Genomic DNA, 22,546 nt, shown 5'->3' on the forward strand with positions numbered 1-22,546 from the left:
CGGCGATGCTGCGCATCGCCACCACAGGATGCGATTCCTCCCGGGGGTGAACCCCCGGGGTTCCTCGCAAGAGCACGCTGAACATCAACGACTACGACATCGCCGTCCTCGACCGCGACATCCCCGGACCTTCCGGTGACGAGATCGCCCAAAGCATCGTCGAAGCCGGCAGCGGCATGCCGATCCTCATGCTCACCGCAGCCGACCGTCTCGACGACAAGGCATCCGGGTTCGAACTCGGAGCCGACGACTACCTCACGAAGCCTTTCGAACTCCGAGAACTCGCGCTCCGGCTCAGAGCGCTCAACCGCAGACGTGCCCACAACAGACCTCCCGTACGAGAGATCGCAGGTCTGCGACTGGACCCGTTCCGCAGAGAGGTCTACCGGGACGGCCGCTACGTCGCGCTGACCAGGAAGCAGTTCGCAGTGCTCGAAGTCCTCGTCGCTGCCGAAGGCGGTGTCGTCAGCGCCGAAGAACTCCTGGAACGGGCATGGGACGAGAACGCCGACCCGTTCACCAACGCCGTGCGCATCACCGTCTCGGCACTGCGCAAGCGTCTCGGCGAACCCTGGATCATCGCCACCGTGCCAGGCGTCGGCTACCGCATCGACACACGACCAGAGGCCGGACACGAGGGAGGAGACCGTGGATAGAGTCCCTGGGCCGAGCGTCCGCCTCAAACTCACCCTGAGCTACGCCGGATTCCTCATGGTTGCCGGCGCCCTGCTGCTCCTGGCGGTGTGGGTGTTCCTGAATCGTGTGGTCCACCCCGGCCTCATCATCGTGCCCGACTACCGCTACGCCGTCCTGCGCACCTTCGCCCCAACGGCAGCCGCAGTACTTGCGTTCCTGCTGGTTTTCGGTCTCCTGGGAGGGTGGATCCTCGCCGGCCGAATGCTCGCCCCTCTGACCCGGATCACCGACGCCACCCGCCTGGCCACGAACGGATCACTCTCCCACCGGATCCGGCTACCGGGCCGCAACGACGAGTTCCGCGAACTCGCCGACGCCTTCGACACCATGCTCTCCCGGCTCGAAGCACACGTCGCCGAACAGCAGAGATTCGCCGCCAACGCCTCTCACGAGCTGCGTACCCCGCTGGCGATCTCGAAGGCACTTCTCGACGTGGCCCGCACCGATCCGAACCACGACACCGCCGAACTCATCGACCGCCTCCACGTCGTCAACACCCGAGCCATCGATCTCACTGAAGCATTGCTCCTGCTCAGCCGCGCCGACCAGCGGTCCTTCACCCGAGAACCGGTCGACCTGTCCCTCATGGCGGAAGAAGCCACCGAAACCCTTCTCCCCCTCGCGGAAAAGCACGGCGTCACCATCGAGACCCGCGGCGACATCACCCCCACGATCGGCTCGCCGGCACTCCTGCTGCAGCTGACGACCAACCTCGTGCACAACGCGATCGTCCACAACCTGCCTGAACAGGGCACCGTGTGGGTCAACACCAGCGTCCGTCCCAGCACTGTGGTGCTCACCGTCGAAAACACCGGCGCGACGCTCACCCCACAACTGGCCTCGACGCTCACCGAACCATTCCAGCGCGGCACCGAGCGCATGCGCACCGACCACGCAGGCGTCGGCCTCGGCCTGGCAATCGTCAAAACCATCGCCCAGGCACACGACGGAACACTCACCCTCACCCCGCGCTCTGCCGGCGGGATGCGCATCACTGTGGAACTACCACGTCCTGGCCGCCCAGGCCCTGACCTCCGGGGCACCGGCCGCGCTTCTGGCACGGTTTGGCACTGACGAGGCGGCGGCGACTGAGCCAGGCGGCATCGGCGACGGCGAACCCGACCCGCTCGGGGCGTCGTCGGCCTCGCCGGTGAGGTCCATGACGGCGAACTCGGCCTGTGCCGCGATGTCGCGGCCGGCCGGCCGCGCCGAAGGACCCCGGGTGCCGAATCCGCTCACGAACCCGTAGACCAGGCGGGGGTGACGGGACGTCGGAGTTGCGGGGTCGAGTCCCAGGCGCTCCACCACGCCCGGGCGGAAGTTGTGCAGGACCACGTCTGCCGAGGCGATCAGATCGGCGGCGATCGCGCTGCTGCCGGCAAGGGTGGGGCAGCTTGCGCTGGGGACGGCCGCTTGCGGGCGCGACGCGGAGCCGTACGGGCATGCGACAGCGCAGCCTCGAGCGGCTGAACGCCTGCTCATTCAGCAGGAGTTGGAGGGCGCAGTCCTGCCTGTTGGCACGAAGATCGGCAGCGGCACGCACGGGGTGGGCAACGGAACGCTGAAGGCTGTCCCTCGTGACGCCACCCGTCCGGCAGCCTGCGTGCTCGCCGCCGCCGATGGCGCGAGCAGGCGCGCTCCTACGGGCAGCGTGACCCGCATCATGATAGCCGCCCGGCAGGACGGCGTCGTGATGCCTGTGTCTCCTGCCGCCCCGAGGGCGCCGAGGAGGCGGCGGACGAAGAACGGGCTTCTGGTGCGTCGTTGGAGCAGGCGGTCACAGTCAGCAGCAAAGCGGGGGCGGCGCGGACCGGGGCACGAAGGGCCGAGTTCATGGGCGGCGTCCAGGCAGTCAGTCGGGCAGCGGCTCGGCGAAGTGCCGGAAACCACTGCGGTCGGCGTGCATGGCGTACAGGCGCTCGGCCAGGACCTCGGGGCTGGAGTGCTCGGCGTCGGGACGGATCGCACCTGGGACGATCAGCTGGGCAGCGTGGATGTTCTCTTCGGCGAGCGCGTCATGGAGCATGCGGGCGTAGGCGCTCTCGGCCGCGAACGCGATCGAGGTGCCGGCCCGCTCTGGGTGCGGGCGCACCGCGCTGCCGCCGTTGACGAAGAGCAGGGTGCCGCGGCCGAGCGCCCGCATGCCGGGCAGGACCGCGTTGACGCAGGTGACCGGGCCCTTGACGGAGAAGCCCAGTGGGGCGTCGAGGTCGTCGGCGCGGGTGTCGAGGACCGGCTTCATGAAGTCGGCGCGGGGCACCGGGCTGTACTGCAAGATCTCGATCGGTCCGAGGGTCTCGGAGGCGGCCTCAAGGGCCGTGGTGAGGGAGCCGGGGTCGAGGACGTCTGCGGCGAAACCGCGGGCGGGAACGCCGTCACGGCTCAGTTCGGCCGTCAGAGCGTCCAGGTGCTCGACGTTGCGGGAGATGAGCGCGACGCTGTGACTTGCGGTTCCGAAACGGCGGGCGGTGGCCAGCCCCAGGCCGGGGCCTGCGCCGACAAGAGCGAACGTGGTCATGGTGAGTAGTCCTTCGCGAGGGAGGTCCCGGGGCCGGGCCGTATGGGCTCGGCTCCGTCGGGGTGCGCGGGTCAGGGCGTGAGGAGGGCCTTGATGGCGCGGCGCTCGTCCATCGCCTGGTAGCCCTCGGCGACCTGGTCCAGGGGCAGCGCGAGGTCGAAGACCTTGCCTGGGTTGATCCGGCCGGTCAGGACGCGGTCGATGAGGTCGGGCAGGTAGCGGCGCACGGGGGCGGGGCCGCCGCGCAGGCCGACGTGGGAGAAGAACAGCTCCTGCCCGTCGATGGGCACCTCGTGGGGGACGCCGACGAAGCCGACGTTGCCACCGGGCCGCGCCGAGTGCAGGGCCTGCTGCATCGCTTCGGCGGTGCCGACGCACTCCAGGACCGAGTCGGCGCCGATCCCGCCGGTGAGGTCCTTGACGCGGGCGATGCCTTCCTCGCCGCGCTCGGCGACGATGTCGGTGGCGCCGAACTCGCGCGCCAGGTTCTGGCGGGGCTCGTGGCGGCTCATGGCGATGATCCGCTCAGCGCCCAGTTCCCTGGCGGCGATCACGCCGCACAGGCCGACCGCGCCGTCGCCGACGACCACGGCGGTGGAGCCGGGCTTGACCTCGGCGGCCAGCGCGGCATACCAGCCGGTTCCCATGACGTCGGAGACCGCCAGCAGGCCGGGCAGGACCTCATCGGCCGGGTGCTCATCGGTGGCGACCAGGGTGCCCTGGGCGTTGGGGATGCGGACATAGTCGGCTTGGCAGGTGCTCATGAACTCGCGGTGCAGGCAGTTGGACTGCCAGCCGTTCCGGCAGTTCGCGCAGGTGTTGTCCGAGGTGGCGAACGAGCCGACGACGAACTGGCCGGGCTTGACCGAAGTGACCTCGCTGCCGACCTCCTCGACGAAGCCGACGTACTCGTGCCCCATCGGGTGCGGGTCACCGATCGTCTCCACGCCTCGATACGGCCACAGGTCCGAACCGCATACACAGGTGACGGCCGTGCGGATGATCGCGTCGGTCGGATAGAGAATCTTCGGGTCGTCGAGCGTCTCGAAACGCACATCGCCGGGGGCGTAGATCACTGCTCCGCGCATGAGGGGTTCCTAACGTGCTGGGCATCCGGTGCGGTGCGGTACCGACGGACGCCGAGTGCAGGTGTCTGCCCGGACAGGACCTGCTGCGGTCCACAAGCCCGGGGCCGGGCACCTCCCCGCCGCCGCTGTGACGGCAGTGCAAGGAAGCGCCACGTCATCCAGGTAACCGCCATTCCACGCGCGCAGCGAGGCACCATCGAAGGGTGTACCGCTGGTACACCTCTACGGCGGCGTGCGGGACGTACCGTCGAGGTGTGGACAACCGTCAAGAGGTCCGCGAGTTTCTGACCTCGCGGCGAGCAAAGATCACCCCCGAACAGGCGGGGATGCCCTCCGGGTCCCGGCGCCGCGTCCCCGGTCTGCGACGCAGCGAGGTCGCGGCCCTGGCCGACGTCAGCGTCGAGTACTACGCCAAACTCGAGCGCGGCAACCTCGCCGGCGTCTCACCGGCCGTCCTCGAAGCCGTCGCCCGCGCCCTGCAGCTCGACGACGCAGAACGCGCCCACCTCCTCCAACTGGCTCAGACAGCCGACGGCAGCGACGCCCTGACCCGCCCGCGACGCCGACGCACCAAGGACCAGTGGAGGCCGCACCGCAGCCTGCAATGGACCCTGGACGCGATCACCGCCGGGCCCGCCTTCGTCCGCAACGGCCGCATGGACCTCCTCGCCGCCAACCAACTCGCCCGCGCCTTCTACAGCGACGTCTACGACAGCGTCCCCGGCCAGAGAAACCTGGCCCGCTTCAACTTCCTCGACCCTGCCGCCCGGCGCTTCTACCCCGACTGGGACACCGTCGCCGACACCTCCGTCGCCATCCTCCGCACCGAAGCCGGCCGCAACCCCCACGACAAGGACCTTCACGACCTCGTCGGTGAACTCTCCACGCTCAGCGAGGAATTCCGCACGCGCTGGGGCGCCCACAACGTGCGCCACCACGGCACCGGAACCAAGCGCTTCCACCACTCGGCCGTAGGAGAGCTCACCCTCTCCTTCGAAGGGCTGGAGATGGCCGCGGAACCCGGCCTCACTCTCACCATCTACACGGCCGAACCAGGGTCCGCTTCCGAAGAAGGTCTGCGACTTCTCGCCACCTGGGCCGCCACGCAGGAAGCCGACTCCCCCACGAACCAGGCAGCCGGCTGACCGCCCACCACCTTCATTCCGACGGTTCCGCACGAACACCGGCGCCTACGAACTCGCGCGGGGCCCTCCTGCGGCTCCACTCATGAGCTGTGACCGAATTTGTACGCAGATGTGGCCGGCACCTGCGCGGTTGTGGCGGCGTATCGCACCGTTCACGAGATTCGACAGCACCGCACCCATGCGCAACGCGGCATCCTTCGATCCCATGACCCGACCGACCCGCCGGTCGCTCACGTCCCCACACGCCCGCACGCAACGCTCCCCCGCGTGCCCGACGCCGCTACCTCCTACGCTCGGCACATGACCGAGAACGAGATCGAGCTCAAGGCCATCGCAGCACTCACGGCCCTGCGCGGTGGTGTCAGCGCAGACTACGTCTCCGACCTGCTGGGCGAGGTCATCCCGACGCAGTATCTCGTCCCCGACACCGAAGACGCGGCAGAGGTGGGTCTTGCCGTGCTGAACCAGCTCTCCGAACCGCTGAGCGCCCTGATCAAGGGCTTCGTGCTGGCCTTCGAAACGGTCGCAGACGCGTACGACCAGACAGACCCCGAGACGTCCACGGAGGCCATCCTGCAGGCGCTCGCGCTGGAGATCGCACGCAACTCCGACTGATGACCGGCCGAACAGTGTCGGCCCGCATCGTGACGGAGCCGTGCCGAGTGGCAGAGGTGGTCCCGCTCGGGCAATGGGCGCCTTCATGCGGGAGACGACGTACTCGACACGGGTGCGGACCTGATGGCGGGACGTAATGTGCGCTTGCTTCCAGTTGGGCAGGTCGTCGAAGCCATCAATGGTGTAGCCCCCGTGAGATGGCACCCGGGCGGGAGTTGTTCATCGGGTTCTGTCCGCACTTGGTAACAAGGAATCTGAGCGCCGCCGCCACACGAATCCCACCGGCCTCAGGCGGCGAACGCGTCCACGCCGGTCAGTTCGGCGGACAGCGCCCACAGGCGGGCGGCCTGTTCCGGGTCCGTGGCCCACTCCTTGACGCCGACCCGGGTGCCGTCCGCCGGGGCGGGCTCGGCGATGTCGCAGTCCTCCAGGTAGACGCCGCCCATTCCGTTCAGTTGGGGGGAGGTCGCCGCCCACACCTGCGTGGCCGCACCCTGCTGCGGTGTCTTGAAGGCGTCGGGGTGGAGCAGGTTGCCGCCCTCGTCGATCCAGCCCCGCTCGACCATCTCCTGCTTCGGCAGATGCCGCTGAAGGGGGGTGAGGATGCCACCAGGGTGCAGCGAGAACGCCCGCACGCCCCGCTCCTGGCCGAGGCGGTCGAGTTGCAGGGCGAACAGCGCGTTCGCCGTCTTGGCCTGGCCGTACGCCTCCCACTTGTCGTAGCCGTTGCGCCAGTGGACGTCGTCCCAACGGATGGGCGAGGCATGGTGGCCGGTGGAGGAGACCGAGACGACGCGGGCGCCACCCGGCTCGATCGCCGGCCACAGGCGGTTGACGAGGGCGAAGTGACCGAGGTGGTTGGTCGCGAACTGGGCCTCCCAGCCCGGCCCGACCCGGGTCTCGGGGCAGGCCATGATCCCCGCGCTGTCGATGACGATGTCCAGGGGCCGGCCCGTGGCGAGGAACCGCTCGGCGAAGGCCCGCACACTGTCCAGGTCGCCGAGGTCCAGTTCGGCCACCTCGACACCGTCGATTCCGGCCAGGTTCTCCTGTGCCGCGCCGACCCGGCGGGCCGGGACCACGACGCGGGCGCCGGCCTTCGTCAGTGCGCGTGTGGTCTCGACGCCGATGCCCGAATAGCCGCCCGTCACCAGGGCGAGCCGACCGGTGAGGTCGATGCCCTCGAGGACATCATCGGCGGTGCTCCGGGCACCGAAACCCGAACCGATCTTGTGCTGCGGTGTGCTGTTGTCGCTCATGACTGCACGCTACGAATTCAAGTGCACTCGAAGTCAAGCTCGCCCCGCGGCCGCGGTCCGGACAGGCCCCGATCGAGGAACCAGCCCCGACCGGACGGCCGATTCGTGTCTCCACCCGAGATCCCCCTGCACCGAGCTGCCCGACTCCTCGCCTCCGCTGATCACCCCATACGTCACCAAGGACAGCAGTGGAGATCGGCGGCGCGGAAGCGGTGTCTACACGCCAACTCCGGTTCTCAAGAGGCCAAGTCAGGTACTCAGGTAGCAACTGGAGTACTCAGCCACACTCACGGACGATGCGACGGTGACTCGCAGCGACAGGTGGCCGGTCGCAGCGGTGGTTGGCCACTGTGACACGGCACCGGGGGCGGGCGAGGAACGGCCAAGAGCTGTGGATCGGCGTGCCCTGCTCTTCTCCTCGCCCGCCGTGGCGCCGGTCCCGCTGACCTTCCACCTTCGTGGCCGTGGTCAAGCCTGTGGGGCCGCATCGGGGCGGCCGGCCCCGCGAGTCCAAGGGCGATGAGTCTCGCCGTGGTTGCCGGTCTGCATAAGCAACACGCGATCAACCGCACTCGAGGAGAGCATCATGACCGCTACCTACACCTTCGACGTCTTCTCCAGCCTGGACGGCTTCGGCGCCGCCGGTGGCAACTGGACCGGCTACTGGGGCAAGCAAGGCCCCGAGCTCCTCGACCACCGCCTCGGCCTGTACGACGAGGAGCAGCGGATGGTCTTCGGGGCCAACACCTATCGGGCGTTCGCGCAGATGCTGGCCACGAGCACCGAGGAGTCCGACGTGCGTGACCCATGGGTCACACGGATGAGGAGTCTGCCGGCAACGGTCGTGTCGACCACGCTGAAAGGGCCCCACCCTGCACGCCTGAGTCCATCCCTGCACGCCACCCGTCAAGCCGCTGCACCTGACCGGAAGTTCCCGCTCACCGACAAGGCGCGCAGCCTGCCAGGCGCGGGCCATCCGGGCGGGGCTACGGGCCTGTACGGCATGGTGCGCAGGGCCGTGGTGCACCGCGCCGCATGCTGAGGCCTCCCCCTGCCGTAGATGCCTGTGAGTAATCCCGATCCCCGAGTGACCCCGAGGCCGGTGTCCGCCGGGGCAGACGATGGCATTCCCGCTCCCGGAGTCATCGGCATCGGCATCGCCGCAGGGGCACGCGCAGCAAGTACGTGCTGCAGGGCAGGTACGAGGCCCTACAGGTGAAAGCCGCGCTGGGGAACCTGGCCCAGAGTGACAGCGCGGCCGTGGCATTCGCACAGCAGGACCAGGCCCGTAGGGCCGTTGCCGAATGTCTGGCGGTGACGACCCTATGGCTGCCCCTGTACGGAGTGGGGGTGGCGGTGCTGGTGGGAGCGGGTGCGTGGTTCCACGAGGGGGCCCGGTCACGATCGGGGCCCACCACGTAGGCGGCTTCGTTCGGATCATCTGGTCGTTGGTCCAGATGTGCCGTTGACTGATGCGCAGTGGGCACTGTGCGCAGCGGGCGCGGAACGAGCCGTTGCTCCCGGAGCGGACGCCGAAGCGTGGTGGCCGGTGTCGCGATCATCGTGAGGTGATCGATGCGATCGGCACCGCCGGCCCATCGGCTCAGCCCCCGTGGGGCCGGGCCAGGCCGTGGTCGTAGGCGAAGATCACCGCCTGGATGCGGTCGCGGGCGCCGATCTTGGACAGGACGCGGCCGACATGGGTCTTGACCGTGGACTCCGACAGGACGAAGCGGGTGGCGATCTCGCCGTTGGTCCAGCCCTTGCCGATGGCGACGAGGATCTCGCGTTCGCGGTCGGTGAGGGAGCTCAGCTTCGGCTCCTCGTCAGACCCGTTCGCGGGGGGTGGCACGAGTCGGGCGAACTCGTACAGCAGGCGGCGGGTGAGTGCCGGAGCGATCACCGCGTCCCCGACGGCCACGGCACGGATGCCGGCCAGGAGTTCCTCGGGACGGGCGTCCTTGAGGAGGAAGCCGCTGGCTCCGGCGCGCAGAGCCGCGTAGACGTACTCGTCGAGGTCGAAGGTGGTCATGACGAGGACACGGGAACGGTCGCCCGTGGCGACGATGCGGCGTGTGGCCTCGATGCCGTCCATGCCCGGCATGCGTACGTCCATGAGGACCACGTCGGGGCGGAGTTCGGCGGCCTTGCGCACGGCGTCGGTTCCGTGCGCGGCCTCGCCGACCACCTCTGTCTCGGGCACGGAGTCGAGGAGCATGCGGAGCCCGTACCTCTGGAGCGGCTGGTCGTCCACGACGAGCACGGTGGTCATCGGACACCGCCCTCGGGAGCGAGGTCGAGTGCGGCCCGCACGGTCCATCCCGCGCCGGCGGGACCGGCGCTGACGTGTCCGCTGTAGAGAGCCGCTCGTTCTCGTATGCCCACCAGTCCGTGTCCTTCCTCGTTCGCCGGCCCCCGCCGGCCGGCCGGAGCGGGTGGGCCGGAGTCCTCGACGGTGACGGTCAGCCGCGTGTCCTCGACGACGATCGCCAGGTTCGCACGGGCGTCGGCGCCTGCGTGCTTCAGAGTGTTCGTCAGGGCCTCCTGCACGATGCGGTAGACGGTCAGCTGCACGCCGCTGTCGAGGGCGTCGACGTCACCGCCGGTACGGTAGATCACGTCCAGGCCGGCGGCGCGGACCCCCTCGCACAGCGCGTCGATGTCTGCGAGCCCGGGCTGCGGGCTCAGCTCGGGCTCGGTGCGCGGGCCGTCCGCCTCGCGCAGCACGCCGAGTAGGCGCCGCAGTTCCCCCAGGGCCTGGCGCCCGGTGTCGCCGATGAGGTGCAGGGCTTCCCTGCCCCGTTCCGGAGCCACGGCCGTGGCATAGGCACCCGCGTCCGCGAGTGTGACGATCACGGACAGGTTGTGGCCGACGATGTCGTGCATCTCACGGGCCACCCGCGTCCGTTCGGCCGCGACAGCCAGCCTGCCGCGCTGGTCGCGTTCTATCTCCAGCCTGGCCGCACGGTCCCGCAGACCGGCCAGCTGAGCCCGCCGGATCCGGATCATCAGACCGAGCGCGAGGGCCGCGGTCGCCGTGCTGAGGAGAAAGAAGAGCGCGTCCCAGACCGACACCACGGGCGAGACCCGCACCGCGACCAAACCCACCGCACCCGCCATGACCGCGCACGACCACGGCAGCTGCCGCAGCCGCCCGTGCAGGGCCAGGCTGTACAGGGCGACGAAGAGGGCGACATCCGCACGGAGTGCGGCACCGAGAGACCACTGCAGGACGAACACGGCCGCGACCGCGCCGAAGGCCACCGCGGGCGATCGCCGCCGCCACAGCAGCGGCAGCACCAGCCCGGCCTGCAGGGCCAGCATGCCGACAGTGGGGAGCTGGATGAACGCCAGACGGAAACGGCGCGGACCGTCGCCGCCTCCGGCGCCCCCCTGCAGCAGGTCCGGCAGGCAGAACACCAGGAAGACCAGCGCCACCACCGCGGTGTCCAGCACCCACGGACGGGCCCGGTCGGCGCGCCGGAGCCGCTCGCCGGCCCGGCCGAGGCGAGCGACCAACGGCCCCATCCCGCAGAGGTCTTCGGTGGTCACGGAGTTCACCAGCCCATGATGGAGGTCCGGTCCATGATGCGGGTCCGTCCCATGGTGCGGAGGCAATGTCTCAGGCGTCGCTGCGCAGCAGCCGGTACGCCGCTCCGGCCAGCGCCAGTGCTGTCCAGCCGAGGAGGACGAGGAGCCCGGCGGCCGGCGACAGGGTGGTGGAGTCGTGGGTCACGGCGAACATCGACGCGCCGGCGTGGCTCGGGAGGTAGGGGTCGATGTCGCCCTGCCACGAGCTGGGCAACAAGGAAATCAGTCCGGGGACGAGCATGAGGGCGGCGACCAGGACCGAGATGCCGCCGGCCACGGACCGCAGCAGCGCGCCCAGGGCCGTGCCGATCACACCGACCAGACCGAGGTAGAGCCCGGCGCCCAGCAGGCTGCGTACGACGCCGGCGTGGCCGAGGCCCATGGCAACGGGCGTGCCTGAGACGATCCGGCTTCCGGCGAGGAAGGCGACGAACGCGCCGAGGGTGGCGATCACCAGCGCGACCAGCCCGTACACCGCCGCCTTGGACCACAGCACGGGGAGCCGTCGCGGCACTGCGACGAGGGTCGAGCGGATCATGCCGGTGGAGTACTCGCCCGCCGTGATCAGCACACCGAGTACGCCGAGGGCCAGCTGGGCGAAGTTCGTGCCGAAGAGGGACAGGCTCACGGCCGTCGCGGAGACGAAGTCGCGCTCCATGGGACGGCCGGAGCCGAGCCCGGACTTGTAGTGGCTGGCGGCGATGACGCCGAAGGCGACGAGGAACAGCAGGCCCAGGCCGAGGGTGATCCAGGTCGAGCGCACGGACCAGAGTTTGGCCCACTCCGAGAACAGCACACGCCGTCCGGTCACCCGGTAGACGGGCCGGGCCTGAATGGCCTGCGCGGACTCGGGGGTATCAGGGGTTGCCGTGAGGGTGCTCATGATGCGCTCCCGGAGGTGTCGGCGCGAGTCGTGGAGCCGTGGTACTCCACGGCGTCCCTGGTCAGATCCATGAAGGCTTCCTCCAGCGACACCGCCTTCGCGGTCAGTTCGAACAGGGGGATTCCGTGCTCGGCCGCCTTCAGCCCGATCTCGCGGGCGGTCATCCCGGTCACCTGCAGTTCCTCGGAGCCGACGCGGCCGATGACTTCCACGCCGGGCCCGGACAGCACGTCCCGCAGCCGGGTCGGGTGCTGCGTCGCGACGTTCACGGTGTCACCGCCCGCCTCGCGGACAAGGTCCCGTACGGTCGTGTCGGCCAGCAGCCGTCCCCTGCCGACGATGATCAGGTGGTCCGCCACCAGTGCGACCTCGCTCATCAGGTGCGAGGAGACGAACACCGTCCGCCCCTCGGCCGCGAGCGATGTCAGCAGATTGCGGATCCAGAGCACTCCCTCGGGGTCCAGGCCGTTGACGGGCTCGTCCAGCATCACCGTCTGGGGATCGCCCAGCAGCGCGGCGGCGATGCCGAGCCGCTGCCCCATGCCGAGGGAGAAGGCACCGGCCCGCTTCTTGGCGACGCTGCCGAGACCGGCGAGTTCGATGACCTCGTCGACGCGGCGGCGCGGAATGCCGTGGGTGAGCGCGAGCGCCCGGAGGTGGTTGCCGGCCGAGCGGCCCGGGTGGATCGACTTGGCCTCCAGGAGCGCTCCGACCTCCTGCAGGGGTGCCTGGTGGCGGGCGTAGCGGTGGCCGTTCACCGTCACGGAGCCGCTAGTCGGCGCGTCGAGCCCGACGATCATTCGCATGGTCGTGGACTTGCCCGCCCCGTTGGGTCCTAGGAAACCGGTGACCGTGCCCGGCTTCACTGTGAAGTCCAGATCATCGACGGCTGTCTTCTCCCCGTACCTCTTGGTGAGCTGCTGTGCGTCGATCATTGGCTTCTCTCTCCTTCGGACTGCGCTGTTCGACACGCCTGACGCCTCCTCCGCAACGCTAAGACCGCGATGGCCCCGATCCGGTGGTACCGGGGGCTGAAGGGAGCCGGTCGGGTGGTACCGGGGTACTACGCCCCGGCGATGTGCGCACCGAGCGACTCTGCGGTTGCCATCCCGGCCGCCCCCTGGTCAGGAGGCGTGAGCCGTCGGGTGTGAGCCGGGGGCACGTAACCGAGCTCCGCGTACCACCCGGCCGGCGGCCGTCTTCTGCAGCAGCCCGTAGGCCAGGACCGGCAGGAGCAGGTGTGGTTTGTCGGGAAGCGTGGTGGTGATCAGGACGGCGCTCGCGCTGCTGTTGTTCATGCCGCAGGCGAGTGTGAGGGACGAGGCCGCGGGAGCGTCCAGTCCCAGCAGGCGCGCGGCTCCGCGGCCGACCGTGAACGACAGCAGGCAGACGCTCGCCGCCACGGCCAGCGCGGCGGCCAGCAGCAGCGGCCGCGGGTGGGCCAGGAACGAGCCGAGGGCACCGCAGGCATTGACGTAGGTGAGGAGGAATGAGCCGACCAGGGCAACGGGTACGCCGACGCCGAGCACCCGGCGCAGCCACGGCGCCGACAGTGCCAGACGGCACACAATGCCGACTGCGCACGGCAGGACCACGCCGACCAGGGCGAATCCGCCGTCGCCGGCGTTCAGGGCCCGGGTGAGTGTGTCGGCGTAGCCGCCTCCGAGCAGCGGCACCAAGGCACTGGTGACCAGGGGAATGGTGAGCGGGCTGAGAAGGGTGGACGCGAGGACGAGCCCGACCATGGTCGGCTGGTCACCGACTCCCTTACCGGTCCACACCGTGGCTCCGGCGGCGACGGGCATGGCCACGATCAGGATCATCGCGGTGACCAGGCCGCTGCCGCCGTCGGTGTCGGGCGTCCGGCGCAGCAGGAACGCGACGATGGGGATGGCAAGGAGCGGAATCACGAGGTGCAGAACGAGCCCGGCCAGCAGGGGGATCGGACAGCGCAGCAGGGTCCCCAGCGCGCGTACCGGCACCTGGAGCCCGGCCGAGAAGAGCACCAGGGAGAGCAGGAGCGGTGCGGTGGCCAGGGACAGGTGGCCGCTCGCGCCGAGGGACAGCGGGTGGGCTCGGCGCAGCCACAGTCCGGGGCCCGGCAGGAGCAGGGCGGCCGCGTAGGACAGGACGACTCCGCGGCCGAGCCGGCCTCGCAACCAGTCGGTCGCCTTGTCAGTCCGGGCAGCGCTTCGGGCGTTCAGGGCAGCCTTCTTCCGTCGCAGGAGCAGGGGCGGGAAGGAAGGCCGGTATGCGTCGGGCCACGCAGTTGTTCATGCCGCCCATGGTGCTCCCCCGGAGGGAGTGGTGGGTGCTGTGCCGCACGGCAGTCAGGATGCGTTCAGGAATCCGTCGGCACGGACGGTGCCATGCCGCCATGCGGCTCACACGTTCCTCCCCGACGGCTACCACGGCGGCGCCATCCTGCGCCGACTGCCCGACACAGCGATGGCGGCGCCGCCGCCCCGGTGGCCTGCTCAGGCGTTGAGGACTCCGGCGCCCAGGAGAGCGAACAGGAGTGCGCCGACGATGAGCCGGTAGATGACGAAGGCGTTGAAGCTGTGCCGGGCGACGTACTTGAGCAGCCAGGCGATGGATGCGTACGCGACGATGAAGGACACCACGGTCCCCACGATGAGGGGTGCGGTGTCCGCGCCGGCCCCGACAGCGTCCTTGAGTTCGTACAGGCCGGCGCCGGTGAGTGCGGGGATGCCGAGGAAGAAGGAGAGGCGTGTGGCGGCGACGCGGTCCAGGTCGAGGATGAGCCCGGTGGACATGGTGGCGCCGGACCGCGAGAAGCCGGGGAAGAGGAGAGCCAGGATCTGGGAGGAGCCGACGAGCATCGCATCCTTCAGGGTGGTGTCGTCCTCGCCACGCTTGTGCCGGCCCATCTGGTCGGCGACCCACATCAGTCCACTGCCCACGATCAACGATGCGGCCACGACCCAGAGCGAGGCGAGCGGGCCCTCGATCAGCGGTTTGGCGGCCAGTCCGACGATGACGACGGGAATGGTGGCGTAGATGACCCACCAGGCGAATTTGTAGTCGTGGTGGTGGCGCTGGTCCCGGTGGCGCAGGCCTCGTCCCCATGCACCCAGGATCCGGACGATGTCCTTGAAGAAGTAGAGCAGTACCGCGGCGATGGCGCCGACCTGGATCACCGCGGTGAACGCGACGACGGACTTGTCGTCCACCGGAATGTTCATCAGCCCTTCCGTGATCTTCAGGTGGCCGGTGGAGGAGACGGGCAGGAACTCCGTCACTCCCTCCACCACGCCGAGGATCACGGCCTGTCCGATGCTGATGGCGCTCACGTGTACTGCCTTTCCATCGAGAGTGCGTGGTCGGCCCGGCGCCGCCACAGAAGAACAAGGAGTGTGGCCGACGCCGCCCAGCAGGCGGCCAGTAGCCATCCGGCCGCGACATCGGTCGGCCAGTGCACGCCCAGGTAGATTCGAGTGAGGCCCACGGTGGTGGCCCAGATCGTGGGGACGGCGAGCAGGATCGGCCGCCCTCGGCCATGCACCCTACGGTGCATGGCGAGGGTGAGCAGGAGGGCGACCACCATGGACGTCGTGGTGTGGCCGGAAGGCATGGACCATCCGCCGGCTTTCGCCGCCCAGTCCGCGGACGGCGGTCTGGGTCTGGCCAGTGCCGAGGCCAATGCCATACGTGGTAGTTGTGCCGAGGCCAGAGCGAGTACCCCCGTGAGTGCGCCTCGCCAGTACGCGGTGCGTTGCGCGAGTGCCCCGGCCAGTGCCGCCAGCGCGTAGGCCGGCGCTCCGCTGCCGGTGTCGGTCACGATGGTGGCCAACTGCCGTGCCCAGGGCGGACGGTGGTCCAGCACCCACCCATGCACGGCCGTATCCAGGACAAAGGGCGACGCCCGTGTCGCGACCGCGGCGGCCAGGGTCCCGAGCAGGACACCGCAGACCGCCAGGACGGTCACTGCAGGCCACCACGGCATGCTCTCGCGCCGAGGGCTGTGGGCAGACGAAGGAGGCATCAGGCATCCTGTGGGCAGGGTCCACCGCACGCAGGGACGTGGCAGCGGGGCTGGGGGACACATTATCTTCTATTCGCGAATAGAAGATACGGGTGACTGTAGACCAGGAAGGCAGGAGGACGGCGTTGGGTGCTCAGGGACATGCTTCTGAGGCAGGTGGCAGGCGCCGGGCCAACGGCGCGCTGGAGGCCGAGATCCTCACCTTGCTGCACTCGGCCGGACGCGCCCTGACGCCCGGGGACGTGGCCGAACTCCTGACGGCGCCCCCCGCGCACACCACTGTGGCCACCACACTCGCCCGTCTGCACAGCCGCGGCGTACTCGATCGCACTCCAGTCGGCCGCAGTTACGCGTACGAACCCGTCTCCGACGAGTCGGGACTGACGGCCAGGCACATGCACCAGGTGATGGCGGCAGGCACCGACCGCGCCTCTGTACTGACCCATTTCGTGGATGAGCTGTCCGACGACGACGAAGACCTGCTGCGCCGCCTGTTGGGCAGCGACGGCAGCAACGGGTAGCGGAGAAACGTACCGATGCACCTGGCCGTCTACCTGCCGCTGCTGCTGCCCGCGCTGGCCGGCCTGAGCGCGAGCCCGCTGGCCCGCCGCCTCGAACCGCGGCTGGCGACGTGGCTGTTGACCGCCGCCGGACTGATCCTGGCCGTGTCCAGCACCGTGGTCCTCGGCCTGCTGGCCGTGGCCGGATTGGTGCGTCTCCCGCTGATCGACGCGCTTGAGGGCTACTCGCCCACCGTGATCGCCCGCGAGGATCCGGCGGCCTGGCCCGCCGCCCTGGCAGGAGCCGTTCTGCTCACCCTCGCAGTGGCGGCCACCGTCCGTCTCACCGTGCGCCGCGCCGGGGCACTGTGGTCAGCCGCTCTCGAAGCGGCCTGCCTGCCCGGGAGGGAATCGGTCGTCGTCACCGACGACCGGCACGCCGACGCGTACACCATGCCCGGACTGCCCGGCCGGATCGTCATCTCCCACGGCATGCTCGACGCTCTTGACCCCACAGGCCACGACATCATCCTGGCCCATGAGCGGGCACACCTGAACCACCATCACTACGCGTTCGTCACGCTCGCCCAGATCTCAGCCGCCGCCAACCCGCTGCTTCGCCCGTTGGCCACGGCAGTCGCCTACACCGTCGAGCGATGGGCCGATGAGTACGCCGCACTCCACACCGGCGACCGGCGCGCCGTCGCTGAAACCGTGGCCAGAGCCGCCGTTGCCACCAAACGAACCCGCGCGCTGCGCCTCCCCTCAGCGGCCTTGGGGGTCCTCGGACGCAGCCCGGCCCCGGGCGTCATCCCCCGCCGGGTCGCAGCCCTGCTCGAACCTCCCCCACGCAGACCGGCCCACCTCCTCGCCGCGGCCGGAGCGCTGGTGGGAGTGAGCAGCGTCTGCGTGCTGGAAGCCGCTGATGACTTGCACGAGTTTCTGGAACTCGCCCACCTACGTTGATGAGTGCGCTCCGGCGTAGGCGAGCTCACCATGCCGGGGTGTGCCGCGGTTGAACGTTCCTCTCGCCGGACAAAGAAGGCAGTGTCCCGCTCCCGATGCGCCGGGCTTCGCGCCTTCGTCCCGCCGTCGGCGCTGAGCCGTCGCGGCGTTGACGACCAAGAGCTCTGGGCGTCTGTGCCTGTGCGCGTCAGTGCCTGTGCGCGTCAGGGCGGAACAGGTGCCGTCGAGCGATGAGTTCGACGGTTACGGCGACAGCGATGGCCTGCACGGCCATGAGGGCGATCAGCACAAAGAGCTGCACAGCCCCGGCCATCACCGGACTCGCACCGCCCAACAGCATGCCCACGAACGCTCCGGGAAGCGTGACCAGGCCGACCGTACGCGTCTGATCCAAGCCCGGGAGCAGGGCGTCCGATGCCGCGGGCCGGGCGACCTCCATGCGCGCGTCGCGGTCGAGGAAGCCCAGTGCCATCGCGGCCTCGACCTCCCCGCGGCGCTGTTCCAACTCGTCCAGGGCGCGGCGCCCGGCAAGGACCGTCACCGTCAGGGCGCCGCCGATGAGGATGCCGGCGATCGGAACGAGCGCGAGACCCTTGAGGGGGACCAGCCCCGTGAGCAGCAACGCGGCCACCGTGGGGACGACGCCGGCGGCAATGGGTGCGGCGGTCAGCCACCAGGTGCGGTTACTGGTCAGCCGTCGGCCTGCCGTACGTACCGCGACGCTGAACATCACGACCAGGAACGCGACCAGGCCCGCCACCGTGGTGACTGCCCAGGTGATGACCACGGACACCGCGGCGAGCTGAGCCGCCGCACGCACACCCGCGACCAAGATTTCCTTCGGCCTGCCGGCCGATGAGTCAGGAGACAGACGAAACCAGTAGGCAACCCCCGCCGCCACCGCGAGAAGCACGACCAGCAACACGCCAAGCGTGATGTTGACCGGGAGAAGAGATCTTGCGCTCAGCGTCACATGCCACACCGTAGATGCCGCGCGCTGCAGGTACGGCTGTCAGCCCTTCGCGCTGGTTATGAGAACGATTCCCACTCCAGTATCGTCTACACAACTGTAGACGATACTGGTCGCGTCCGTATGAGAGGCGTCGCGTGAGGACAGGCGAGGGAGAGGCATGAGGCATCGAATCCTGGTCGTCGAGGACGATCACGCGCTGCGTGATGTGCTGCTACGGAGTCTGCGGGACGAGGATTTCGACGCCGTGCCCGCGCAGGACGGCGCGACCGCCCTGCGGCTGGCGGGGGACGCCGTCGACGCTGCCGTGCTCGACGTCGGGCTGCCCGACGCGGACGGCCGGGACGTCTGCCAGGCGATCAGAGCGAACGGCTTCGTCTATCCCGTCATCTTCCTGACCGCCCACCATCGGCTCACCGACCGGCTTGCAGGCTTCTCGGCAGGTGGCGACGACTACCTGCCCAAGCCGTTCCACACGATGGAGCTGGCCGCACGGCTGCGGGCGGCCCTCAAGCGCAGCGGATCAGCACCGTCCGCGACCTGCGGCGATGTGCTCCTTGACCCGGTCGGGCACAGCCTGACGGTGCGCGGGAAACGCATCGGCCTGACTCCCACCGAGTTCCGGCTGCTGGCGGCGCTCATGGCCGCGTCCGGCGACATCGTCCGCAGGCGGGAGCTCGCCAGGGCCGGCTGGCCCGAGGGGGCCCACGTCAGTGACAACACGCTCGACCAGTATCTGACCCGGCTACGGCGCAAGCTCCGCGACGGCGGCAGCGCGCTGACCGTCACCACCGCGCGCGGCGTCGGGCACCGCCTGTCATGAGGCCGTACGTTGCGTGGTGCTGGCCCCGCACCCTGCGCGGGCGGCTCGCCCTGGTCGCGCTGACCACCGCCGCCCTGCTGATGGTGATCCTCACCGCGGTGTTCAACACAGTCGTCCGCAGCCGCCTGCAGCACCAGGCCGACGACGAGCTTCACACCCGGGCCGCCGCCGTTGCCGCCACCATCGACACCAGCGGACCCAGGGTGCGCATCCTGGAGACACCGGGCGAGGAACTGCTGGACACGAACGTGTGGATCTACGACCGCGGACGGCTGCTCGAAAAGCCGCCGTCCGCAGCCGCCGGGCAACTGACACACGCCGCCGACCAATTGGCCGCGCGCACCGGCCGGCGCTGCGTCACCGTGCAGGCGCACGGCCCGGTCCGCCTGTGCTCGCTGCCGGTGCCCGACGGCAGGAGCGACGCCTCGGTGGTCACCGCGCTGGACCTGTCCCCCTACAGCAGTTCTGCCGACGCCCTGCTCGTCGCCTCCCTCGCGCTCGACGCCGTCATGCTGGCCTGCACCTACGCGCTGACCCGGTTGGCGGTGGGGCGTGCGCTGCGGCCGGTGCGCGCCATGACCGAGCACGCCGCGCAGTGGAGCGCGGTCGCCTCCGAGGAACGTTTCGCGAGCGTGGAGCGCCCCACCGAACTGACGCAGCTGGGTGGGTCGCTGGACGCCCTCCTCGACCGTATTCGCGCACTGCTGCGGCACGAGCAACAGCTCACGCGGGAGCTGTCGCACGAACTGCGCAACCCGCTCGCCCGGATCATCGCCGAGCTGGACTGGTGGCAGGCCCGTCCCCGCTCCGCCACCGACACCCGGACCACGCACGACGCCATCGCGGACGCCGCGCGGTCCATGCGCGTGATCTGCGACACCCTCCTCGACGACGCCCGCGACAGCGCGGCGACCACTCGGGGTGTCAGTGACGTGCCCACGGTGTTGCGCCGCCTCGCCGATCGCGTCGATTCCGCCGCGGAGGTGGAGGTCGTCGTCACGGTGCGGGACCCCAGCCTGTCAGCCGGGGTCCCGGACGCACTCCTGGAGCGCATCGCCAGCCCGCTGCTCGACAATGCCCTGCGACACGCACGCTCGCGGGTGGAGATCCGGGCGGGCACCCGTGCGGGCGGCGTCCGCGTCGATGTCACGGACGACGGCCCCGGCGTGCCGGAGTCGTTCGCGCCGCAGCTCTTCCAGCCGGGGCGCCGCGCCCGGCCCGGGGACGGACACGACGGAGCGGGCCTGGGGCTGCCGCTGTCGCGACGCCTGGCCCGCTCCGTCGGCGGCGAGGTGCACCACGATGAGAAGCACACCCCGGGCGCGAGCTTCGTGATCAGCCTTCCCGCTGGGTGAGCGGCGCGGACTGTTCGACGTCCCGCCGGGTCACCGAGAGGTGGATGACCAGTCCGAGGATGACCGCGAGGAACAGGACGCTGGTGATCACAGTGCCCATGCCCAGGCCGCCGTCGCCGGTCGGCTGCGACAGATAGTCGCCGATCGAGGCGCCGAGCGGGCGGGTGAGGATGTAGGCGATCCAGAAGCTGAACACGGCGTTGAGGCCGAGCGCGAAGTGCGCGACGGCGACAGCGGCGATGGCCAGGCCGAACAGCACGGCGGAGACCCAGTAGCCGAGGGCCATCTTTTCGGCGACGAGGTCGCCGGCCGCGGTGCCGAGCGCGAAGGTGAACAGCACTGCCAGCCAGTAGTAGACCTCGCGGGGCGTCGTGTCGATGCTGTGGATGGACAGGGTCCGCTCGCGCCGATGCCAGACGACGAAGACGACGGCGAGGGCAACGGCGAACGCCGCGGTGCTGGCCTCCAACGGCACGCCCAGGTTGTCGGTGAGGTTGTCGCTGATCAGGGTGCCGACCACGCTGATCAGGGCCACGGCGAGCCAGTACACGCCCGGTCGGTAGGCCTTCGTGCGGAACTGGACCACCAGCACCGCTGCGAGGAACGCGCTCATCAGCAGCGACACGCCGGTAAGGCCCAGACCCAGCTTCTCGTTCAGGAGGTCGGCAGCGGTCTCGCCCACCGTCGTGCACAGGACCTTGATGATCCAGAAGTACGCGGTGACTTCCGGAACCTTGTTCCAGCGCAACCGGCGACCGGGGGCCGCCTCGGAGGGCGCGTACGCCCCAGAAGTCTCAGAGGTATCGGTCATGAGGCCCGACCTTGTCAGCCGGAGTCTGAACACATCCTGAGCGCTGCGGCTACAGCTCGGCCATCTCCTTGCCCGGGAGTGGCGCGGAGCGGCGTAGCCCTGCACGTAGCCCTGCATGTGGGCGGCGGATCCGGTGAAACCGTCGGGATCCGGCTCAGTGTCGGGAGGGTGCTCATCGGCGCGTGTGCTCGCCGCCCCTGCCCGCCCGCGGTCTGCTCAGTCCTCCGGATGCCGCAGTGGCACGACCCCCACGCTGTGTCCGTCGCGGTCCAGGAGCCGCCCCATGTGCTTGACCGTGCGCAGCACCACCGAGCGGTCGGTGACCGCCAGGCGCGGCAGTCTGCGTGACACGTGCGCTTCGAAGGCGTGCACGTCGTGCAGTGTGCGCAGCCAGACGTCGACGACCAGGTTGTGCGGGCCCGCCGTGATGGCGCAGGAGCGCACCTCGCGCAGGCCCGCGAGGACCTGGCTGGTCTCTTCCAGGTGCTGTCCCGGCACCGACGCGAAGTACATCGCGGACAGCGGCCATCCGGACAGCGGGCGGGCCAGGTCGCAGCGGAGCATCAGCCGTGACGCGAGCAGGGACTGCATCCGGCGGCGCACCGTGGACAGGCTCGCGTCGCTCGCCGCCGACAGATCGCGCAGTGACATCCGGCCGTCCATGCTGAGGAGTTCGAGCAGTCTCGCGTCCAGCGAGTCCCACCGGGTCGGCTCCGCGGACGCGGAACGGCAGGCCGCGGTCGCCGCCTCCGCCAGGCGCGCGCTCTGCACCGCGTCCAGGCTGCGCAGGCGCCACCGGCTGCCGTCGGTCGGCAGCCCCGTCGACACATGCGTGCGCGTCGCCCGCACGCCCGGGGTCCGCTGGAACAAGTGCCCGGTGAGGCGGGACAGCTCGTCCAGGCTTCGCGTCTGCACCGCGGCTACGATGTCCCGGCCGCCTGCCGTGAGTTTGATGTTCGGCACCGCCGGGTCCTCGGCCAGGGCCCGTGCCACGTCCTCCGCGACGCCCGGCTCGGTGTCCACCTCGACGAGGCCCGTCACCACGATCCTGGCGTCGGTCAGGCGCGGATAGGCGGTCACCCACGCAAGGCCCGCCTCCTCGAGGCGGTGCCAGCGCCGTGCGACCGTCACCGGATCGACCCTGAGCACCTCGCCGATCAACGTCCACGGGGCTCGCGGATGAATCTGCAGGGCATGCACGACGCCGCGGTCGAGTTCGTCGAGATCCCCGAACCCCCGACCGGACTCGGGTCCGGCGCATTCCTGCACCGACATGGGCGGCACATCCCTGCGTGTCGCACCGGAATCCCGTACGGAAAC

The 22,546-nt window shown here is 69.9% G+C and carries 21 protein-coding genes and 2 pseudogenes; 9 read left to right on the forward strand and 14 right to left on the reverse strand.

Going from position 1 to position 22,546, the window contains the following annotated elements; genetic code table 11:
- Nucleotides 1–77 precede the first annotated feature (77 nt).
- Nucleotides 78–656: pseudogene (locus ACWFR4_RS30625) on the forward strand (winged helix-turn-helix domain-containing protein); the annotation flags it as partial.
- The gene (locus tag ACWFR4_RS30630) at nucleotides 649–1,770 is read left to right on the forward strand and encodes a sensor histidine kinase (RefSeq protein ID WP_453655453.1); all 1,122 of its coding nucleotides are present in this window, start codon (nucleotides 649–651) and stop codon (nucleotides 1,768–1,770) included. The pseudogene ACWFR4_RS30625 and the gene ACWFR4_RS30630, both read left to right, overlap by 8 nt.
- On the opposite strand, the gene ACWFR4_RS30635 is transcribed toward ACWFR4_RS30630, so the two are convergent.
- The 3 genes from ACWFR4_RS30635 to ACWFR4_RS30645 all read right to left on the reverse strand — a co-directional run bounded on the left by ACWFR4_RS30635 (nucleotide 1,699) and on the right by ACWFR4_RS30645 (nucleotide 4,302).
- Nucleotides 1,699–2,178, reverse strand: coding sequence for a CoA transferase (locus ACWFR4_RS30635; protein ID WP_453655454.1), 480 nt, complete (start codon nucleotides 2,176–2,178; stop codon nucleotides 1,699–1,701). The genes ACWFR4_RS30630 and ACWFR4_RS30635 overlap by 72 nt on opposite strands.
- Nucleotides 2,179–2,548: 370 nt before the next feature.
- Nucleotides 2,549–3,214: an SDR family NAD(P)-dependent oxidoreductase gene (locus tag ACWFR4_RS30640; protein WP_453469277.1), complete on the reverse strand. Its 666-nt coding sequence runs from the start codon at nucleotides 3,212–3,214 to the stop codon at nucleotides 2,549–2,551.
- 71 nt (nucleotides 3,215–3,285) lie between these two features.
- Complete coding sequence (locus ACWFR4_RS30645) at nucleotides 3,286–4,302, reverse strand: zinc-dependent alcohol dehydrogenase family protein (protein WP_453655455.1); 1,017 nt, start codon at nucleotides 4,300–4,302, stop codon at nucleotides 3,286–3,288.
- 254 nt (nucleotides 4,303–4,556) lie between these two features.
- On the opposite strand from ACWFR4_RS30645, the gene ACWFR4_RS30650 reads away from it, so the two are divergent.
- Together ACWFR4_RS30650 and ACWFR4_RS30655 are read left to right on the forward strand one after the other, a co-directional pair.
- The gene (locus tag ACWFR4_RS30650; protein WP_453655456.1) at nucleotides 4,557–5,447 is read left to right on the forward strand and encodes a helix-turn-helix transcriptional regulator; all 891 of its coding nucleotides are present in this window, start codon (nucleotides 4,557–4,559) and stop codon (nucleotides 5,445–5,447) included.
- Nucleotides 5,448–5,747: 300 nt separating this feature from the next.
- Nucleotides 5,748–6,062 carry a hypothetical protein gene (locus ACWFR4_RS30655; protein WP_453469952.1) on the forward strand — a complete coding sequence of 105 codons (315 nt, stop codon included), beginning with the start codon at nucleotides 5,748–5,750 and terminating at the stop codon, nucleotides 6,060–6,062.
- Nucleotides 6,063–6,349: 287 nt separating this feature from the next.
- Here ACWFR4_RS30655 and ACWFR4_RS30660 read toward each other — a convergent pair whose 3' ends face one another.
- A complete protein-coding gene (locus ACWFR4_RS30660) occupies nucleotides 6,350–7,321 on the reverse strand; it encodes an SDR family NAD(P)-dependent oxidoreductase (protein WP_453655457.1) in 972 nt (323 codons plus the stop codon).
- A 586-nt stretch (nucleotides 7,322–7,907) separates the two neighbouring features.
- Here ACWFR4_RS30660 and ACWFR4_RS30665 point away from each other — a divergent pair.
- Nucleotides 7,908–8,189, forward strand: a pseudogene (locus tag ACWFR4_RS30665) (dihydrofolate reductase family protein); the annotation flags it as partial.
- Between the two features lie 735 nt (nucleotides 8,190–8,924).
- Here ACWFR4_RS30665 and ACWFR4_RS30670 read toward each other — a convergent pair.
- The 7 genes from ACWFR4_RS30670 to ACWFR4_RS30700 all read right to left on the reverse strand — a co-directional run bounded on the left by ACWFR4_RS30670 (nucleotide 8,925) and on the right by ACWFR4_RS30700 (nucleotide 15,744).
- Nucleotides 8,925–9,593 carry a response regulator gene (locus tag ACWFR4_RS30670; protein ID WP_453655458.1) on the reverse strand — a complete coding sequence of 223 codons (669 nt, stop codon included), beginning with the start codon at nucleotides 9,591–9,593 and terminating at the stop codon, nucleotides 8,925–8,927.
- On the reverse strand, nucleotides 9,590–10,849 hold the full coding sequence (locus ACWFR4_RS30675) for a sensor histidine kinase (protein ID WP_453655598.1): 1,260 nt from the start codon (nucleotides 10,847–10,849) through the stop codon (nucleotides 9,590–9,592). Before ACWFR4_RS30675 ends, ACWFR4_RS30670 begins: the two co-directional genes overlap by 4 nt.
- 94 nt (nucleotides 10,850–10,943) lie before the next feature.
- Nucleotides 10,944–11,795 (reverse strand): ABC transporter permease, encoded by an 852-nt coding sequence (locus tag ACWFR4_RS30680; protein WP_453655459.1) that lies wholly within the window; start codon nucleotides 11,793–11,795, stop codon nucleotides 10,944–10,946.
- Nucleotides 11,792–12,730, reverse strand: a complete 939-nt coding sequence (locus tag ACWFR4_RS30685; protein ID WP_453469720.1) for an ATP-binding cassette domain-containing protein — start codon at nucleotides 12,728–12,730, stop codon at nucleotides 11,792–11,794. Before ACWFR4_RS30685 ends, ACWFR4_RS30680 begins: the two co-directional genes overlap by 4 nt.
- 189 nt (nucleotides 12,731–12,919) lie before the next feature.
- Nucleotides 12,920–13,954 carry a sodium-dependent transporter gene (locus ACWFR4_RS30690; RefSeq protein ID WP_453655460.1) on the reverse strand — a complete coding sequence of 345 codons (1,035 nt, stop codon included), beginning with the start codon at nucleotides 13,952–13,954 and terminating at the stop codon, nucleotides 12,920–12,922.
- Between the two features lie 318 nt (nucleotides 13,955–14,272).
- A complete protein-coding gene (locus tag ACWFR4_RS30695) occupies nucleotides 14,273–15,109 on the reverse strand; it encodes an undecaprenyl-diphosphate phosphatase (protein ID WP_453655461.1) in 837 nt (278 codons plus the stop codon).
- On the reverse strand, nucleotides 15,106–15,744 hold the full coding sequence (locus ACWFR4_RS30700) for a phosphatase PAP2 family protein (protein ID WP_453655462.1): 639 nt from the start codon (nucleotides 15,742–15,744) through the stop codon (nucleotides 15,106–15,108). Before ACWFR4_RS30700 ends, ACWFR4_RS30695 begins: the two co-directional genes overlap by 4 nt.
- A 182-nt stretch (nucleotides 15,745–15,926) precedes the next feature.
- On the opposite strand from ACWFR4_RS30700, the gene ACWFR4_RS30705 reads away from it, so the two are divergent.
- The gene (locus tag ACWFR4_RS30705; RefSeq protein WP_453655463.1) at nucleotides 15,927–16,322 is read left to right on the forward strand and encodes a BlaI/MecI/CopY family transcriptional regulator; all 396 of its coding nucleotides are present in this window, start codon (nucleotides 15,927–15,929) and stop codon (nucleotides 16,320–16,322) included.
- Between the two features lie 15 nt (nucleotides 16,323–16,337).
- Nucleotides 16,338–17,267: a M56 family metallopeptidase gene (locus ACWFR4_RS30710; protein ID WP_453655464.1), complete on the forward strand. Its 930-nt coding sequence runs from the start codon at nucleotides 16,338–16,340 to the stop codon at nucleotides 17,265–17,267.
- Between the two features lie 187 nt (nucleotides 17,268–17,454).
- Here ACWFR4_RS30710 and ACWFR4_RS30715 read toward each other — a convergent pair whose 3' ends face one another.
- Nucleotides 17,455–18,240 carry an ABC transporter permease gene (locus tag ACWFR4_RS30715; RefSeq protein WP_453655465.1) on the reverse strand — a complete coding sequence of 262 codons (786 nt, stop codon included), beginning with the start codon at nucleotides 18,238–18,240 and terminating at the stop codon, nucleotides 17,455–17,457.
- 157 nt (nucleotides 18,241–18,397) lie between these two features.
- Between ACWFR4_RS30715 and ACWFR4_RS30720 the strand changes: the two genes are divergently transcribed.
- Both ACWFR4_RS30720 and ACWFR4_RS30725 read left to right on the forward strand, forming a co-directional pair.
- Complete coding sequence (locus ACWFR4_RS30720; RefSeq protein WP_453655466.1) at nucleotides 18,398–19,060, forward strand: response regulator transcription factor; 663 nt, start codon at nucleotides 18,398–18,400, stop codon at nucleotides 19,058–19,060.
- Nucleotides 19,057–20,415 carry a sensor histidine kinase gene (locus ACWFR4_RS30725; protein WP_453655467.1) on the forward strand — a complete coding sequence of 453 codons (1,359 nt, stop codon included), beginning with the start codon at nucleotides 19,057–19,059 and terminating at the stop codon, nucleotides 20,413–20,415. The genes ACWFR4_RS30720 and ACWFR4_RS30725 overlap by 4 nt, the downstream gene beginning before the upstream one ends.
- Here ACWFR4_RS30725 and ACWFR4_RS30730 read toward each other — a convergent pair.
- Together ACWFR4_RS30730 and ACWFR4_RS30735 are read right to left on the reverse strand one after the other, a co-directional pair.
- Nucleotides 20,396–21,226 (reverse strand): COG4705 family protein, encoded by an 831-nt coding sequence (locus ACWFR4_RS30730; protein WP_453655468.1) that lies wholly within the window; start codon nucleotides 21,224–21,226, stop codon nucleotides 20,396–20,398. The genes ACWFR4_RS30725 and ACWFR4_RS30730 overlap by 20 nt on opposite strands.
- Before the next feature lie 216 nt (nucleotides 21,227–21,442).
- Nucleotides 21,443–22,501, reverse strand: coding sequence for an Lrp/AsnC family transcriptional regulator (locus ACWFR4_RS30735; RefSeq protein WP_453655469.1), 1,059 nt, complete (start codon nucleotides 22,499–22,501; stop codon nucleotides 21,443–21,445).
- Nucleotides 22,502–22,546: the final 45 nt, after the last annotated feature.

This window comes from Streptomyces sp. NPDC055140 (genome assembly GCF_053607285.1).